This is a genomic window from Serratia sp. NPDC078593 (assembly GCF_050268245.1).
GTDB lineage: Bacteria > Pseudomonadota > Gammaproteobacteria > Enterobacterales > Enterobacteriaceae > JBNNGK01.
In genome coordinates this window covers 1-16,865 of the sequence record NZ_JBNNGK010000014.1, presented here as the reverse complement: position 1 = coordinate 16,865, position 16,865 = coordinate 1, and the positions used below count along the sequence as shown (strand labels likewise).

Annotated in this window: 12 protein-coding genes; 10 read left to right on the top strand and 2 right to left on the bottom strand. The window is 49.1% G+C overall.

Annotated features, from left to right (window positions below):
• The first annotated feature begins 46 nt into the window (after positions 1-46).
• The 3 genes from coaBC to slmA all read left to right on the top strand — a co-directional run bounded on the left by coaBC (position 47) and on the right by slmA (position 2,558).
• A complete protein-coding gene (gene coaBC, locus ACQKDS_RS15200) occupies positions 47-1,264 on the top strand; it encodes a bifunctional phosphopantothenoylcysteine decarboxylase/phosphopantothenate--cysteine ligase CoaBC (RefSeq protein WP_399672384.1) in 1,218 nt (405 codons plus the stop codon).
• Positions 1,242-1,700 carry a dUTP diphosphatase gene (gene dut, locus ACQKDS_RS15195; protein WP_234587134.1) on the top strand — a complete coding sequence of 153 codons (459 nt, stop codon included), beginning with the start codon at positions 1,242-1,244 and terminating at the stop codon, positions 1,698-1,700. The genes coaBC and dut overlap by 23 nt, the downstream gene beginning before the upstream one ends.
• A 261-nt stretch (positions 1,701-1,961) precedes the next feature.
• Positions 1,962-2,558 carry a nucleoid occlusion factor SlmA gene (gene slmA, locus ACQKDS_RS15190; protein WP_399672362.1) on the top strand — a complete coding sequence of 199 codons (597 nt, stop codon included), beginning with the start codon at positions 1,962-1,964 and terminating at the stop codon, positions 2,556-2,558.
• A gap of 275 nt (positions 2,559-2,833) precedes the next feature.
• Here slmA and pyrE read toward each other — a convergent pair whose 3' ends face one another.
• Both pyrE and rph read right to left on the bottom strand, forming a co-directional pair.
• Positions 2,834-3,475 (bottom strand): orotate phosphoribosyltransferase, encoded by a 642-nt coding sequence (pyrE, locus tag ACQKDS_RS15185; RefSeq protein WP_399672364.1) that lies wholly within the window; start codon positions 3,473-3,475, stop codon positions 2,834-2,836.
• An 84-nt stretch (positions 3,476-3,559) separates the two neighbouring features.
• A complete protein-coding gene (rph, locus tag ACQKDS_RS15180) occupies positions 3,560-4,276 on the bottom strand; it encodes a ribonuclease PH (protein ID WP_399672366.1) in 717 nt (238 codons plus the stop codon).
• A 258-nt stretch (positions 4,277-4,534) separates the two neighbouring features.
• Between rph and ACQKDS_RS15175 the strand changes: the two genes are divergently transcribed.
• The 7 genes from ACQKDS_RS15175 (at position 4,535) to ACQKDS_RS15145 (ending at position 16,716) form a co-directional block, all read left to right on the top strand.
• The gene (locus ACQKDS_RS15175; RefSeq protein ID WP_399672368.1) at positions 4,535-5,398 is read left to right on the top strand and encodes a YicC/YloC family endoribonuclease; all 864 of its coding nucleotides are present in this window, start codon (positions 4,535-4,537) and stop codon (positions 5,396-5,398) included.
• 584 nt (positions 5,399-5,982) lie between these two features.
• Entirely contained in the window at positions 5,983-9,504 is a 3,522-nt protein-coding gene (hsdR, locus tag ACQKDS_RS15170; protein WP_399672370.1) for a type I restriction-modification system endonuclease, read from the top strand.
• Between the two features lie 116 nt (positions 9,505-9,620).
• Positions 9,621-10,700 (top strand): Fic family protein, encoded by a 1,080-nt coding sequence (locus ACQKDS_RS15165; RefSeq protein WP_399672372.1) that lies wholly within the window; start codon positions 9,621-9,623, stop codon positions 10,698-10,700.
• A 112-nt stretch (positions 10,701-10,812) separates the two neighbouring features.
• Positions 10,813-12,423: an N-6 DNA methylase gene (locus ACQKDS_RS15160; protein ID WP_399672374.1), complete on the top strand. Its 1,611-nt coding sequence runs from the start codon at positions 10,813-10,815 to the stop codon at positions 12,421-12,423.
• Positions 12,423-13,907, top strand: a complete 1,485-nt coding sequence (locus ACQKDS_RS15155) for a restriction endonuclease subunit S (protein ID WP_399672376.1) — start codon at positions 12,423-12,425, stop codon at positions 13,905-13,907. Before ACQKDS_RS15160 ends, ACQKDS_RS15155 begins: the two co-directional genes overlap by 1 nt.
• Positions 13,907-15,622: an AAA family ATPase gene (locus ACQKDS_RS15150; protein WP_399672378.1), complete on the top strand. Its 1,716-nt coding sequence runs from the start codon at positions 13,907-13,909 to the stop codon at positions 15,620-15,622. Before ACQKDS_RS15155 ends, ACQKDS_RS15150 begins: the two co-directional genes overlap by 1 nt.
• The gene (locus ACQKDS_RS15145; protein WP_399672380.1) at positions 15,622-16,716 is read left to right on the top strand and encodes a hypothetical protein; all 1,095 of its coding nucleotides are present in this window, start codon (positions 15,622-15,624) and stop codon (positions 16,714-16,716) included. The genes ACQKDS_RS15150 and ACQKDS_RS15145 overlap by 1 nt, the downstream gene beginning before the upstream one ends.
• Positions 16,717-16,865 lie beyond the last annotated feature (149 nt).

The following is a 16,865-nucleotide window of genomic DNA, read 5'->3' as shown; positions in this document are numbered from 1 at the left end:
CGCTTATGCTAAAATGGTCAATCTTTCGGTTTTCAATCGGACAATGATGATGACGGGACTTTCCGGCAAACATATTGTACTGGGTATCAGCGGCGGCATCGCTGCCTACAAATGCCCGGAACTGGTACGCCGCCTGCGCGACAACGGCGCCGACGTACGTGTAGTGATGACCCACGCAGCCAAAGCGTTTATCACGCCACTCACGTTACAGGCGGTCTCCGGCCACCCGGTTTCCGACGATCTGCTGGATCCCGCTGCGGAAGCCGCTATGGGCCATATCGAACTGGGAAAATGGGCCGACTTAGTGATTTTGGCTCCCGCAACCGCCGACCTGCTGGCTCGCGTTGCTGCTGGCATGGCCAACGATCTCTTGACCACCCTTTGCCTAGCAACCCCCGCCCCTATCGCTGCTGCACCGGCCATGAACCAACAGATGTACCGGGCTACCGCGACCCAAGCAAACCTGCAAACGCTGCGCACGCGCGGTATGTTGCTATGGGGACCGGACAGCGGTAGTCAAGCCTGTGGCGACGTAGGGCCAGGCCGTATGTTGGATCCCTTGGACATCGTTGAACGGGCAAATACCCACTTCTCCAGCGCGCAGGATCTGCAACATTTAAAGATTATGATTACCGCAGGCCCAACGCGTGAGGCGCTGGATCCCGTGCGTTTTATCAGTAATCACAGTTCCGGCAAAATGGGCTTTGCCATTGCCGCCGCCGCCGCCGCGCGTGGCGCGCAGGTCACACTCATTGCAGGGCCAGTCACGCAACCCACGCCACCACGGGTCACTCGTATTGACGTTATCAGCGCGCTGGAAATGGAGCAGGCAGTGCAACATAATGCCGCACAGCAAAATATATTTATTTCTTGCGCGGCCGTGGCGGATTACCGCGCCGAGCAGGTTGCCGATGAAAAAATTAAAAAACAGGGTGATGAAATCATCCTTAAGATGGTAAAAAATCCCGATATTGTGGCTGGCGTGGCGGCGATGACTAAAAACCGCCCGTTTGTCGTAGGGTTTGCCGCCGAAACCCAGAATGTGGAAGAATACGCGCGACAAAAATTGGCGCAAAAGAAATTGGATGTCATCTGCGCTAATGATGTATCGCTTGCAGGTCAGGGGTTCAACAGTGATTCCAATGCCCTGCATCTTTTTTGGCCTGAGGGTGAGAAACACTTGGCGCTCAGCGACAAAGCACGCTTGGGCCAACGTTTAATAGACGAGATAGTCAGCCGTTATGATGAAAAAAATCGACGTTAAGATTCTCGACCCGCGTATCGGTCAGGATTTTCCATTACCGACCTATGCAACACCGGGCTCCGCCGGTCTTGATCTGCGCGCCTGCTTGGACAGTGCGGTAGAATTGGCGCCGGGAGAAACCACGCTGCTGCCGACCGGGCTGGCCATTCACATTGCTGATGCCAATCTGGCCGCGGTGATCCTACCGCGTTCAGGTCTGGGCCATAAACATGGCGTCGTACTCGGCAATCTGGTTGGCCTGATCGATTCCGATTATCAGGGGCAACTGATGGTTTCCGTGTGGAATCGTGGTCAGAAATCATTCACCATTGAGCCGGGTGAGCGTATTGCGCAGATGGTGTTCGTCCCGGTTGTGCAGGCTGAATTCAATCTGGTCGAAGAATTCGACAGCAGTGAACGTGGTGCCGGCGGTTTCGGCCACTCTGGCCGCCATTAAACACAGAACGAAGACGAAGGGTATACAGGCAGAGAATAATGCCTGAAACAGTGTCAATGCGAAGCGAGCGCTGCGTTATGGCACTGTTTCCCAGAATAACAACGCCGCCGCCAAACAGCGCGGCGAAAACAACCGGTCGTAAAGGCCGCTGACCCCACACCGTAAAAAAGCGATGACATAAGCCGCACAGAACCTCTCTCTGGCGCGGCCGGTGCCGGGTTTTCGACAGTCTAAGCCGTTTTAGCAAGGGTCTAATCAGACATGGCAGAAAAAGAAAATACCAAAAGGAATCGGCGCGAGGAGATATTGCAGGCGTTAGCCCAAATGCTGGAATCCAGCGATGGCAGCCAGCGTATCACCACGGCGAAGTTAGCTGCAAACGTCGGCGTCTCTGAAGCTGCGCTTTATCGGCATTTTCCCAGCAAGACACGGATGTTCGATAGCCTGATCGAATTTATTGAAGACAGCCTGATAACACGCATCAACTTGATTCTTCAGGATGAGAAAGAAACCTTCAATCGCCTGCGCCTGATTTTGCTGCTGGTTCTCGGCTTTGCCGAACGCAATCCGGGGCTAACGCGCATTATGACCGGGCACGCCCTGATGTTTGAACAAGATCGGCTGCAAGGCCGTATCAACCAATTGTTTGAACGCATTGAAGCGCAACTCCGGCAGGTATTGAAAGAGCGCAAACTGCGAGAAGGCAAAGGATTTAGGGTCGATGAAACGATGCTGGCCAGCCAACTACTCGCCTTTTGCGAAGGCATGCTGTCGCGTTATGTTCGCTCTGAGTTCCGTTATCGCCCGACCGAAGACTTTGATGGTCGCTGGCCGCTGCTCGCGGCACAGCTGCAATAATATACCCACGGTAATTCGAGTTGCTTGTAGGCGGCAACTGAATGAGTCCATGGGAGCATCGACTATATGACTAGGACGGAAGAAGGCAGCCCACACCCAAGCAACTTGAAGTATGAAGGGTATAAAACGCCGGGATACCCGGCGTGAGAGTTGAAGACAGCATAACAGCTTGGCGAAATTCGTCGGCCGAACCAGCATGATGATATTGACGGATGAATAGTAATGCCACGCCGCAACCTGCGGTGGCGAATCATGCGTTGTCTTCAGACCATCGATTAAACGCCATATTGCTCACGATAGGCGCGTACTGCCGCCAGATGATCGGCCATTTCCGGCTTCTCTTCCAGATAGGCAATCAAATCCTTCAGCGTCACAATCGAGATCACTTTGCAGTGATAATCTCGCTCCACCTCTTGGATCGCAGACATTTCGCCACGGCCACGCTCTTGGCGATCCAGTGAAATCAGCACGCCAGACAGACTCGCACCGCTCGCATTAATAATCTCCATCGATTCACGAATCGCGGTACCTGCCGTAATCACATCATCTACCAGCATCACACGGCCTTGCAACGGGCTACCCACCAGCGTACCGCCCTCACCGTGCGTTTTGGCTTCTTTACGGTTAAAGCAGTAAGGCACATCGCGATCATGGTGCTCAGCCAACGCCACGGCGGTCGTTGTGGCTATCGGTATACCTTTATAGGCAGGGCCAAACAGCAGATCGAAATCAATCGCAGAATCCATCAGCGCCTCAGCATAAAAACGCCCTAACAGCGCAAGATCGCGCCCGGTATTAAACAGCCCGGCGTTAAAAAAATAGGGACTGGTACGGCCGGACTTCAACGTGAACTCACCGAACTTTAATACCTGTTTGCTCAATGCAAACTCGATAAACTGGCGTTGATAGGCTTTCATGACTGCTTCTCCTCGTCTGGTCTTGATTCATACTGCACCCGATCGCCGGGTGTAAAAAAGGCGACTTCTCAGTCGCCTTAAAAATTAGTCTGCCAGCGCCGCTTTCTGCGCTTGGAAGATGGTTTCGATGCCCCCTCGGGCCAATGCCAACAACGCCAGCAATTCGTCATGACTAAACGGCTCGCCTTCCGCGGTGCCTTGCACCTCAATCATACGGCCGTCTTCCATCATGACCACGTTCATGTCCGTTTCAGCAGTGGAGTCTTCTACATACTCCAAATCGCAGAGCGCTTCACCGTTAACAATACCAACGGAAACCGCTGCCACCATGCCTTTCATTGGATTCGCTTTCAGTTTGCCCGCCGCGACTAACGCATTCAACGCGTCGGCCAACGCAACACAAGCGCCGGTGATCGATGCGGTACGCGTACCGCCATCGGCCTGCAACACGTCACAATCGAGCGTAATGGTGAATTCACCCAGTTTTTTCAAATCTACCGCGGCACGCAAAGAACGGGCGATTAAACGCTGGATTTCCAGTGTGCGGCCACCCTGCTTGCCTTTTGCGGCTTCACGCGCATTACGGCTGTGGGTAGAACGTGGCAACATGCCGTATTCCGCTGTGATCCATCCTTGCCCTTGGCCTTTCAAAAAGCGCGGAACGCCCTCTTCAACCGTGGCGGTGCACAAAACTTTAGTATCGCCAAACTCAACCAGCACTGAACCTTCAGCGTGTTTCGTGTAGTGACGGGTCAATGTCAAAGGGCGAACGTGTTGTGGTGCTCTGCCTGCAGGACGCATGGGCTTTCTCCGGCTTTCAATCATCATTGGCCGCGCATTATACCCCAAATCAAGGGAGTTGCAGCAAAGCAGCAACGGAACCTTCATCCTTAGCGTTGTCAGAGCCGATAACGGTGGATTCACAGCTCCCCAACTCAAGACGCAACCTAAAGCCGCGCCACAGTGACTGGCAAATAGACTTCGTGACGTTATGCCTATCTTGCCCGCACGCGCAACGCTATAATCACGCTATCTTTTACTGATTACGGGTACGCACAAATGATCCGCAGCATGACCGCCTACGCCCGGCGTGAAATCAAAGGCGACTGGGGCAGCGCAGCTTGGGAGCTGCGTTCCGTTAACCAACGCTATTTAGAAACTTACATCCGCCTGCCAGAACAGTTCCGCAGCCTGGAACCTGTTATCCGCGAACGCATTCGCGCCCGCCTGACGCGCGGCAAAGTGGAATGCAACCTGCGTTTTGAGCTGGATCCCAGCGCGCAAAGTTCGCTGATACTCAACGAAAAACTGGCTAAACAGCTGGTCGAAGCGGCCAACTGGGTAAAAATGCAAAGTGACGAAGGGGAAATTGATCCTATCGACGTCCTGCGCTGGCCTGGTGTCATGTCGGCCCAAGAGCAAAATCTGGATGCCATCAGCGAACAGCTGATGCAAGCGCTGGACGGCGCGCTGGATGACTTCATCACCGCGCGCGAAAGCGAAGGTACCGCGCTAAAGGCGATGATCGAACAGCGCTTGGATGGCGTCAGCGCCGAAGTCACCAAAGTCCGTGCTCAGATGCCCAATATTCTGCAATGGCAGCGCGAGCGGTTAGTCAGCAAGCTGGAAGAAGCGCAGGTTCAGTTGGAAAACACCCGTCTTGAGCAAGAACTGGTGCTGATGGCGCAACGCATTGACGTCGCCGAAGAACTGGATCGCCTAGAGGCGCACGTCAAAGAAACGCGCAATATCCTGAAGAAGAAAGAAGCCGTCGGCCGCCGTCTGGACTTTATGATGCAGGAGTTTAACCGCGAATCGAACACGCTGGCCTCTAAGTCAATCAATGCCGACGTCACCACCTCCGCCATTGAGCTGAAAGTGCTGATCGAACAGATGCGCGAACAGATTCAGAACATCGAGTGATGTCATTAGCGTTTCGAGCTCGCTATCTAACACGATAATTATCATTGAAAGCTGGCAGGTTGTGAAACGCTCATCTTTTTTGGGTTATGAGGGATCGCAAGTTGGGGAGTATTTTCTCGCTATCGTTAACCAAGCAAGACGGTACTCCCCCATTTTTTGATGGTGCGAATGCAGCAAAGCCGAGCCAACTTGATGCTCTGCTATTGCACGTTGTCGTTATCAATCAGCACAAAATCCCAAAGCGCCGTGAAAACGACAAAACTCAACATCAACTCGCAAAATGCTATGTCAGTCGTGGTATTCTCCTGTGTTATTCCTATGCTCAAAGCTATCAACTATAGCCACAATCATGATCCGCTGCCGGCTCGCCCACATCATGGGGAAACGCCAAATGCGTACTGCCGGTGTAGCTAGAGCACCGGGCACGGTGTCTTTACGCGATAAAGAGACAGCGCAAAGCTTGTTTTGGCAGCCTTCGATAGGTTTGTGAAGTGTTCTATTGCCAGTTAGGTGACCTTTTGAAGTGAATGCCGGGAAGTTCGCCCAGCCGCGCCTTTCAATAAGTGAAATGGAGTTTCTGAGTCATGATATCAGCCAACCAAGCCAGCAATTTTGGGTTCCTTGCAGAACATGATCCTCTATTCATTGAACTAACCCTGTCAGCGGAGCGTGCCTTTGCCAGCGACCCAAATACAACCCTGATTAAGCTTCGCCAATTAGGAGAAGCACTGGCTCAACACATTGCAGCCATGGTGGGAGTAGCATTCGACAAACAAACCACACAGGCCGACCTGCTCTACAAGATCAACCGCGAATTGAAGCTGGAACCGGTGGTAAGGGAGCTGTTCCATACGCTACGAGTAGAAGGCAATAAGGCCACGCACCAGTTTAAAACCCGGCATAAAGAAGCCATCAACGGTCTGGTTGTCGCACGCAAGCTGGCAATCTGGTTTCATCAATCTTTTGGTAAAGCCGGAACCCAGTTCAAACCCGGCCCGTTCATTGCGCCTACAGACCCCAGTGAACAACTGCGCAAACTGCAAAGCGAGATCACCCAGCTCAAGAATGAATTACAGCAAGCTAACCTCGATCTCGGCTCAAGCCAGCAGCTCAATGAACTGATCGCCAAAGAAAGAGGTGAATACGAGGCACTGGCCCATGCGATGGATGAAGAAACCCGCGCGTTGGTTCAGCAAGCAGCCGACCACGAACAGGCATTGAATCAACAACAACAAGACTACGAAACCCGCATCAAAGCACTTCAGGTGCAACTCGCCAAGCAGGATGAAAAAGCGCGGACTTCACAGCGCCAACGGCTAAACCGCAACACTCAGGCAGCAACACAACACATTGTGTTAGATGAAGCCTTGACCCGCATTCTGATTGATCAGCAATTAACAGAGGCAGGCTGGCAAGCCGATAGTGAAGCCCTCACCTTCAAAAAGGGTACAAAGCCAGAAAAAGGGCAAAACATCGCCATTGCCGAATGGCCAACGGAACATAACGGTCAGCAAGGCAGAGCAGATTACGTATTGTTTGCTGGCCTCACCCCCATCGCCGTCGTCGAGGCAAAAAAAGAGAATACCAACGTCGCCGGGAAAATCCCGCAAGCGGAGCGCTACAGTAAGGGCTTTCATCTAACACCACCAATGCAAGACGCATGGGTGCTAGCAGGGTTGACCATTGCTTGGCCAGATGAAAACGATGGTCATTATAAAGTGCCCTTCGTTTATTCCTGTAACGGTCGCCCATATGTGCCGCAACTAGCGGAACAATCCGGTACCTGGTTTCGTGATGTACGTGACCCGGCCAACACCAAGCGCGCACTACCATCCTTCCACACACCTGAAGGTTTGCTTGACCTGCTCAAACGCAGCAAGGAAGCCGCCCAGCAAAAGCTCAGCGCAGAGCCATTTGGCTATCTAAAATTACGTGATTATCAGCAAAATGCCATCATCGCTGTAGAAAACACATTAGCCAGAGAAATACGCAGTGCGCTTTTGGCTATGGCAACCGGCACAGGTAAAACCCGCACCATCATTGGCTTAATGTACCGTTTCCTGAAAGCCGAGCGCTTTAAGCGTATTTTATTTCTGGTCGATCGCACTGCGCTGGGCCAGCAAGCGATCGACACCTTTAACGAAGCGCCACTGGAACAAAACCACACATTATCCAAAATCTACAATGTGGCAGAACTTGGCGATATGGCCGCCGAAGCCGAAACACGTGTTCAGGTAGCAACGGTACAAGCCATGGTGAAGCGGATCTTTATGAGCGACAACCCGCCAACCGTAGATCAATTCGACTGTATCATCATCGATGAAGCTCACCGGGGTTATACCTTGGATCAAGAAATGACCGAAGGCGAGCTGGCTACCCGCGATACTAGTCAATATCTTTCCAGCTATCGCCGGGTACTGGACTATTTTGATGCCGTAAAAATCGGCTTAACCGCTACACCGGCAAAACACACCAGTGAAATCTTCGGCAAACCGGTTTATACCTACTCCTACCGGGAAGCTGTAGCCGATGACTGGTTGATTGACCACGAACCGCCCATCCGCTTCGAAACCCTGCTCACCCAGAACGGCATTACCTTTGCCAAGGGCGAAAAGGTCAGTGCCATCAACACCCACACTGGCGAAGTACACAGCGCAGAACTAGATGATGAACTTAATTTTGAGGTGGATGCCTTCAACCGTCGGGTCATCAACGAAAACTTCAATCGCGTGATCTGCGAACAGCTGGTTCTGGAGCTCGACCCCTTCGGCGACGAGAAAACCCTCATTTTCTGCGCCACCGATCTGCACGCCGACATGGTCAAGCGCTTACTGGATGACGCCTTCAAAGCACTCTACAACGGTGAATATCATCAGGCCGCGGTGGCCAAAATCACCGGTCAGAGTGATAAAGTAGAACAACTGATCCGCCAGTATAAAAACGAACGCTATCCAAATATCGCCATTACCGTTGATCTGCTCACTACGGGTATCGACGTGCCTAAAATCTGTAATCTGGTGTTTATGCGCCGAGTAAAATCGCGGATTTTGTACGAGCAAATGATGGGTCGTGCCACACGCCGCTGCGATGAAATCGGCAAAACCGTCTTTCGCATCTACGACCCTGTAGATATTTACGCGACACTCGTTGACGTCAACACCATGAAACCACTGGTGAAAGACCCCAACATCACACTGGAACAATTGGTTGGTGAAATCACCAACCCGGAACAGTTGGAGCGTGCACTCCAAACACCCGGTGATACACCGGAACAAAGTCATGCGGATGTGGTACTCAGCCAGCTCAGCCAAAAGGTCATGCGTGTGCTGCGTAAAGCAGAAAAAAGGGCTGCAAACAAACCGGCGTTGCAACAAAAGCTTAATGAGCTGCATGACTTATGGGGGGTGGAGCCTAAAAATCTGCATAAACATCTACATAAGCTTGGGCCCAAGCAAGCGGCGGACTTTATCACTCAGCACAGCGGCCTGTTGAGCCAATTGGCCGAAGTGAATCAGTTACTGGGCAGTGAGCGCCAACCGGTGATTTCCGAACACTTCGATGAGCTCCGTGAACGCACCCAGAGCTACGGCGTTCACCAAAAGCCCGAAGATTACTTAGACAGCTTCAATCAATTCATCAAAGCGCAACTCAACCAAAGCGCCGCCCTGTCCGTTGTGGTGAATAAGCCACGCGATCTGACCCGCGAACAGTTAAAAGCGCTCAAGCTCCTGCTGGATGGTGCCGGCTACTCTGAGGTCAAACTGCAAAGCGCTGTGCGTAACCAAACCAATCAGGATATTGCCGCCAGCATCATCGGCCATATTCGCCGAGCCGCCCTAGGCGAACCACTGGTTCCATTTGAGCAGCGAGTCGCCCAGGCTATGCAGCGCATCTATCAAAGCCATAACTGGTTGCCCGCGCAGCGCAAATGGCTCGAACGCCTGGCAAAACAACTCATACACGAAGTCATCATAGACCATGATTTCGTGAACAACCGCTTTGCCGAGCAAGGCGGCGCCAAACAACTGAACAAAGTACTTGGCAATCAACTCAATACCGTATTGGATGAACTCAGCGATGCCATTTGGTCACCGAAAAGTGCGTAGCGTTAAAATATATAAATAAATGAAAAAAATATATATTAGATACGAAACGTGTATAATATATGAGGATTTTTATACATTAACTTGTCGTCGAGTATAAAAAAGGAAGAAATTTAGCTATGCCTACACCCATTGCACCATTACCACTGGCCAACATTGAACAATGGGAAACCCGTGCGGTACTCAAAAAAACGGCTGAAGCGCATCGCTATTTGGCCGAACTAAAAGGTGTGGCGGCAAGCATTCCCAATGAGGCAATTTTAATCAATACCCTGGCCCTGCAAGAGGCAAAAGACAGCTCTGAAGTTGAAAACATCGTCACCACCCATGATGAACTCTACAAAGCCAACCTCTTTGAAGAGGCCATTACCAACCCCGCGACTAAAGAAGTACAAGATTACGCCTTTGCATTAAAACAAGGCTTTCAGAACGCGCGGCAAAGTAGGCTCATTCGCTTGAGCGATATTCTCGCCATTCAGCAGAACCTTGAGCACAACACAGCAGGACTACGTAAACTACCGGGGACTGACCTGAAAAATGCCCGTACCGGCGAGGTGGTGTATACACCACCACAACATGCCGACGAGATCGCCAGGTTGATGGACAACCTGGTGCAGTTTATCAACAACGATGAACTGTGCGATGCCGATCCACTGGTAAAAATGGCCATTATCCACCACCAGTTTGAAAGTATTCATCCATTTTACGATGGCAATGGCCGTACCGGGCGTATCATCAATATTCTGTACCTGGTCACCAAAGATCTGCTCAATTTACCGGTGTTGTACTTAAGCCGTTTCATTATTCATCACAAAGCAGACTACTACGCCAACTTACAAGCCGTACGTGATACCGGCAATTGGCAACCTTGGCTACTGTTTATGCTCGATAGCATTATCGATACCGCGCAAAATACCCTTTCTCTGATCACCGAAATGAAAACCATGATGGCGAATGTCAAACACGGTATTCGTGAGCAACTACCCAAACTCTATAGCCAAGATTTACTCAATAACCTGTTTAACCACCCCTACACCAAAATTGACTTTATTGTCGAAGAGATCGGGGTCACACGTATCACCGCCACCAAGTATTTAGAACAACTGGTCGAGCACGGCTTTTTAGTGAAACAAAAAGTCGGCCGTGCCAATTACTACATCAACCAACCGCTGTGCCAATTATTAATCGCACACAGCTAAAGTACCCAAACTACGTGGAGTTGCAGGTAGGCGGCAAGTGAGTGAACGTAGCCAACACCGCTGCCGCTTCAAGTAGGAAGGGTAAGAATGAATGTTTAAATAAGAGAACACCATGACCAACAACGACATTGTGCAAAAACTCTGGAACCTGTGTGACGTCTTGCGTGATGACGGTATCAACTACAGCGATTATGTCACCGAGCTAGTGCTGCTGCTGTTTATTAAAATGGTGCACGAAAACACCGAAGCCGGCACGTTAAAGACGCACCCGCTGCCAGAAGGGTGCCGTTGGACGGATATCAACGCTAAGTCAGGCATCAATCTGCTGAACGACTACAAACGTATTCTGCTTAGTTTATCCACAGGCAAAGATGCTGATGGCAAGCTGGTACACGGCGACCCGCTGATCAGCGCGATTTATGCCGATGCCCAAACTCGCCTGCGCGAACCACGTCATTTAGAGCAAATGATCAAAACCCTCGACCAGATCGACTGGTTCAGCGCGCAGAAAGACGGGCTGGGCGATTTGTACGAAGGCCTGCTGGAGAAAAACGCGTCTGAAACTAAGTCCGGTGCGGGCCAGTACTTCACCCCGCGCGCGCTGATTAACAGCATGGTGCGCTGCATCAAGCCACAAATTGGCGAAGTGATTCAAGACCCCGCAGCCGGTACCGCAGGCTTCTTGGTCGCTGCCGACCAATATATGCGCGATCACACCGACAACTATATGGATTTAAGCGCCAAAGACGCCGCCTTCCAGAAGAACAAAGCCTTTGTCGGTATCGAACTGGTACCCAATACCCGCCGTTTAGCCTTAATGAACTGCTTACTGCATGGCATGGAGGGTGATGATGAAGGTGTGGTGCATTTGGGCAACGCCTTAGGCGACGCGGGTAAAGCGTTAAAACAAGCCGACATTATTCTGGCCAATCCACCGTTTGGCACCAGTAAAGGTGGCGAAGCGTCCAACACCCGCGATGATCTAACGTTTAAGACCAGCAACAAACAACTGGCGTTTTTGCAGCACATCTATCGCAACCTGAAACCCGGTGGTCGCGCCGCTGTAGTATTGCCGGATAACGTATTGTTTGAAGCAGGCATAGGCACCGACGTGCGCCGCGACCTGATGAACAAGTGCAATCTGCACACTATCTTGCGCCTGCCTACCGGTATTTTTTACGCTCAGGGTGTAAAAACTAACGTGCTGTTTTTTACCAAAGGCAGCGTGACTGACAAGCACCAAAGTGAAAACTGCACGCAAAACGTGTGGGTTTATGACCTGCGCACCAATATGCCCAGCTTTGGTAAACGTACCCCGTTTGGCAATGCCGGCATTGGCTTTTTGCCAGAAGATTTTGGCGCAGACCCACACTTGGGCGCGTTTGAGAACGTGTTTGGTGATAACCCCGACGGTACCAGCAAGCGTATTGAAGGTGAATACAGCTTTGGCTCACAAGAGATTGACATAGACAAAGACACGGTGGAAGAAAATCAGGGCGTTGACGAACGCCTGGCGCATTCCCGCTGGCGTTGCTTTAGCCGCGAGTGGATTGCCAACACCAAAGGCGATTCGCTGGATATTAGCTGGCTGAAAGACAAAGACAGCGTCGATGCTGCAGATTTGCCGGAACCTGCGGTATTGGCGCAGGCGGCAAAAGAGGAATTACAAGCGGCGTTGAGTGAGCTGGATGGGTTGTTGAAAGCGTTGGAAGGGGCGAACTGATGAGTGACGTTAATTTGCCTAAGGGTTGGGCTAGAGCCCCTTTTTCTGATGTATTGGATCTGCAAAATGGCTTTGCGTACAAAAGTAGCTCGTATGTAGATATTGGTGCATTTGTAATAAGGATTGGTAATGTTCAAGATGGCAAAGTATCGCTACACAATCCGGCTTACATTGATTTAAGCGAACTAAAAAATAGTCCTTTTGAATTATACCCAGAAGATATATTAGTTTCCTTGACCGGAAACGTAGGTCGTGTTGCGGTAATACAAGAAAGTCAGCTTCCTGCTGTTCTCAATCAACGAGTCGCAAGAGTAATTTGTAACGAAATTGAAAGACGCTTTGCGTATTACTCTATTAAAACAAAAAGTACATTTGAAGCTATTCTAAATACAGCAAAGGGGGCTGCACAGTTAAATGTAAGTACAAAAGATATTCTTAGTATTTGTTCGCCACTCCCCCCTCTAGCCGAACAAAAAGTTATCGCCAATAAACTCGACACCCTGCTGGCACAAGTGGAAAACACCAAAGCCCGCCTTGAGCGCATCCCCGAGATCCTAAAAACCTTCCGCCAATCCGTCCTCTCGGCAGCTGTGAGTGGGAAGCTGACGGAGGAATGGCGGGAAGGAAATCCTTCACAAAAAGCGTTATCATTAGCCGACATCGAATACTATTGGGTTTTAAGGTACCAAGAAATTAGCAAAAAACGTCAAAGTCTAAAGTTAATAGAAACCGCATCGCATGCTGACATACCGCCGAGTTGGCTTAGTACAAAGCTTGGATATGTTTTTGATGTTTTTGTAGGTGCAACACCTAGTCGTAACGTCGAAGCTTACTGGAATGGGGATTTACCTTGGGTAAGCAGTTCAGAGGTTGCTTTTTGTCGCATAGTGAAAACCAAAGAAAAAATTACAGAGCTTGGACTTAAAAATACTTCGACATCAATTCACCCTCGCGGAACTGTGATGTTAGCAATGATCGGTCAGGGAAAAACTAGGGGACAAGTAGCAATCCTTGATATAGAAGCCTGTCACAACCAAAATACAGCAGCCTTACGAGTTCCTGAAGGCTTTGTTGTATCTGAGTACTTATATTTCTATTTAACTAAGCAGTATGAAGAAACCCGAAGAGTTGGTGGTGGTAACAATCAACAGGCTCTAAACAAATCATTTGTTCAATCGTTGGAGTTTCCATTGCCTCCCTATGAAGAACAAACCCAAATCGTCCGCCATGTCGAAGAATTATTCGCCTTGGCCGACAACATCGAGCAAAAAGCTAATGCAGCATTAGAGCGCGTTAACAACCTGACCCAAGCTATTTTAGCCAAGGCTTTCCGTGGCGAACTCACAGCCGACTGGCGCGCCGCCAACCCGAATTTAATCAGCGGTGAAAACAGCGCCGAGGCATTGCTGGAGAAGATTAAGGCAGAACGTGAGGCGCTAAAAAAGCAGACTAATAAGAAAACAGCGGCAAGGAAAAGGGTCTGATGCGTCTGCTGTCACTGACTCTAAACGGGCAATACAAAGGTTTGAGGGATCAAACCTTTAGCTTTGATGCCGCACAGGGCAACATCATTGCCTTTATCGGTCTTAATGGCTCGGGTAAATCGCAACTATTGGAACTGATTGCGGAAAGCTTTGGTTATTTAGAACGCTTTCTACGCAGTGATTTCAAGTGCCGTAACTGGTTCTCAAATCTCGCGATTACGCTTCGTTATACCAATCAAGCTTATGACTCAGAAAAACACGCTAGTACCTATTCTGTTCAAATTGACCAAACGGGTGTTGTGACCCTTTATCGTGATGGCACCTTAGTTGATATCAAGGCTCGCGAATATTCAGGTATTGAAGAAGAAATTCTGCCAAGTCAGATCATAGGTTATTCGTCCGGTTTAAATGAAAACCTACAACGCGCCTTTATGAAAAATGCGATTCAATATCTGGATGTGATGAATGTAAAGCGCCAATGGGAACAGCGCTTATTGGTGATTAATCGGGCGAGAAATGAAAAAGGTAAGTACCTGACAGAAACGGATATTGAATTGATTGATCGGCAGTTCAACGAAGCCTACTACTATTACCAAACTCGTCACCCTGCGCTGTTTCCGATTTTACCTAAAGAATCATCACTATCTGACAACGCTAACATTGGTTTAAGACCAACGGCATTGCCACGTCTTAAGTATTTTGATCAAGATACGACAGCGCTAATGCTAGCAAGTATGGGAATGATGTCAGATGCAGAGCAGAAGGCTATATGGCAAGGAAAACAACGCTTCAATAAAATTCACTCGGTGAAGCTACGTTATGACTTACGTAAGTTCACGCATGATGCAGGGGCTTTGTTAGATGTAGCTAAATTGATCGCATGTTTAGCTAATATATCCTCATGTAACTTTGAAGCGTTGCCGATAGTGAGCAAAACCTCACAAGAGTTTTTCAACCAGTTTGAGTTGGATTATTTAGCGGGTGAAATCACCATAGATTTTAGCGATAGCCGTGTTCAACACATTTTGGAAGACAGTTTTTTTACGCCACAAGTGTTGTTTGAAAAGCTTTACCGTTTACAACTGCTGGCGGCGGACTTTTGGCAGGGCGAAACCAAGCGACAATTGAGACAAGACAATTTCGACCGTTCGGCAAAAAGACCACAGAAGTGGAAGTCGCCCATTCATGTTCTGTCTCTCAAGTTAACGGATGGCCAGCAATGCATTGAATTTGATGATTTGTCTGACGGTGAAGCCCAACTTATTCAGATTTTGTCTATGGCTTCAATCTACAAAGATAGCAGGGCGTTGTTTTTACTTGATGAACCTGAAACCCACCTCAACCCATCTTGGCGTACCCACTTTCACTCGTTTGTTGAAAGCGCGATAGGTGTGGACAATGAAAAGGCACAGCTATTTATTTCAACGCACTCGCCATTTATGGTCTCCTCGTTAAAGCGAAATAATGTGTACCAGTTCCGCCGAAACGATAATGGCTTGATTGATATGAAAGTCGCGCAGAATGAAACCTACGGCGCGTCCTTTGATGTGTTGATTAAAGACTTATTTGACCTGCGCTCACTGATCTCACAAAGCGTGATTGATGAAATTCGAGAGCAGCTAAAGCAAGGCAATGACCATGCCAGAAAATGGATTGAAGCAAACCTTGGTCTGTCAGCCGAAAAAGCGTATTTAATAAGGAAGTTAAGTCAGTAATGTTATTTCGTTTAGCCGCCAATACGCCTAAATTTGAAGTATTTAGATTGCTCAATGAAGAGCTTTTACACTTTCTCGAGCAATTAGTTAATACCAATGCCTTTGATCGAGTACTTTTTACTCAAGGCGCTATTGGGGATGCTTGTTGGGCGAATACTCCGACTCGTGAGAAATTTAAAACACTATTTAACAAACTGCAAGCTGCTGGTAATGATAAAAAACAGCAATTATTTGAGGTGATGAGAGACAACCAAGATCTTCAAATATTCTTTGAAAATCCGCAAAGAAATCTGTTCGATTTTATGAACGAGCCTTGCCAGGAAGCCCTCAAGTCATTGTGTACTCATCTCTATTGCTCAACAAAAGGTTTAGAGCCCGTTATTAGGGCATCTGGTGGCTTAAACATCACGGGTCATTTCAATGTTTACCGTGAGCAGGCGGTTAATGGCAATATCTGCAAAGCATGCGGAATGAAAGAGCTCTCAGCCTTTAGAGCAGGAATACCAGACGGTGATCAGTGGCGCGCAGACTATGATCACCAGCTATGCAAATCAAAGTATCCCATTTTTGCAGTCCACCCAGATAACCTCGTACCACTGTGCGACGTGTGTAATCAGGATGCAAAAAAGGCAAAAGATCTGTTTAGACATAAGGATGGAACGGATCGATTAGCATTTTACCCCTACAACGAAGAAGCGAAGAACTTAATTGATATTGCAATTGATAACTTACGCGATCCAGAACCTACCATCACAGTCAATTGGAATACTCAGGACGGTACGTTATTGGACAAACTCGATACATGGGATGAAATCTACGAGATTCGCAGCCGCGTTGAGGGCCAGTTTCGCTCTTTAGAAACCGTTATTGAAGATGAAATTCGCCCAAGAGACTCTGCTCATCTGACAAGCAGAATAAGCGATGAAGCTCGTCCTAATACAATGGGGACTTTAAAACGAAAAGAGTGGGTGTTTTGGTACCAGAAACTATTTTATGCCCTCGTTCAGATTGATATAGCGCCTTTTGTTGCTAAATGGGACTTTGTTCAGCAGCAAGCCGCTGATGGTGGAGCGTTCATTCTCGAACGAGAATGAATCCATTACGGTATTAACATGAAGACTTATTGACGAACTCCCCTTACACGCATCGAGACTGTAATTTAAATTGTGTAATTGCCTGTTTTTGATATGTTCTTCCTGACAATGGAGACAGGCAAATTATGGACGAAAAGAAACTTAAAGCA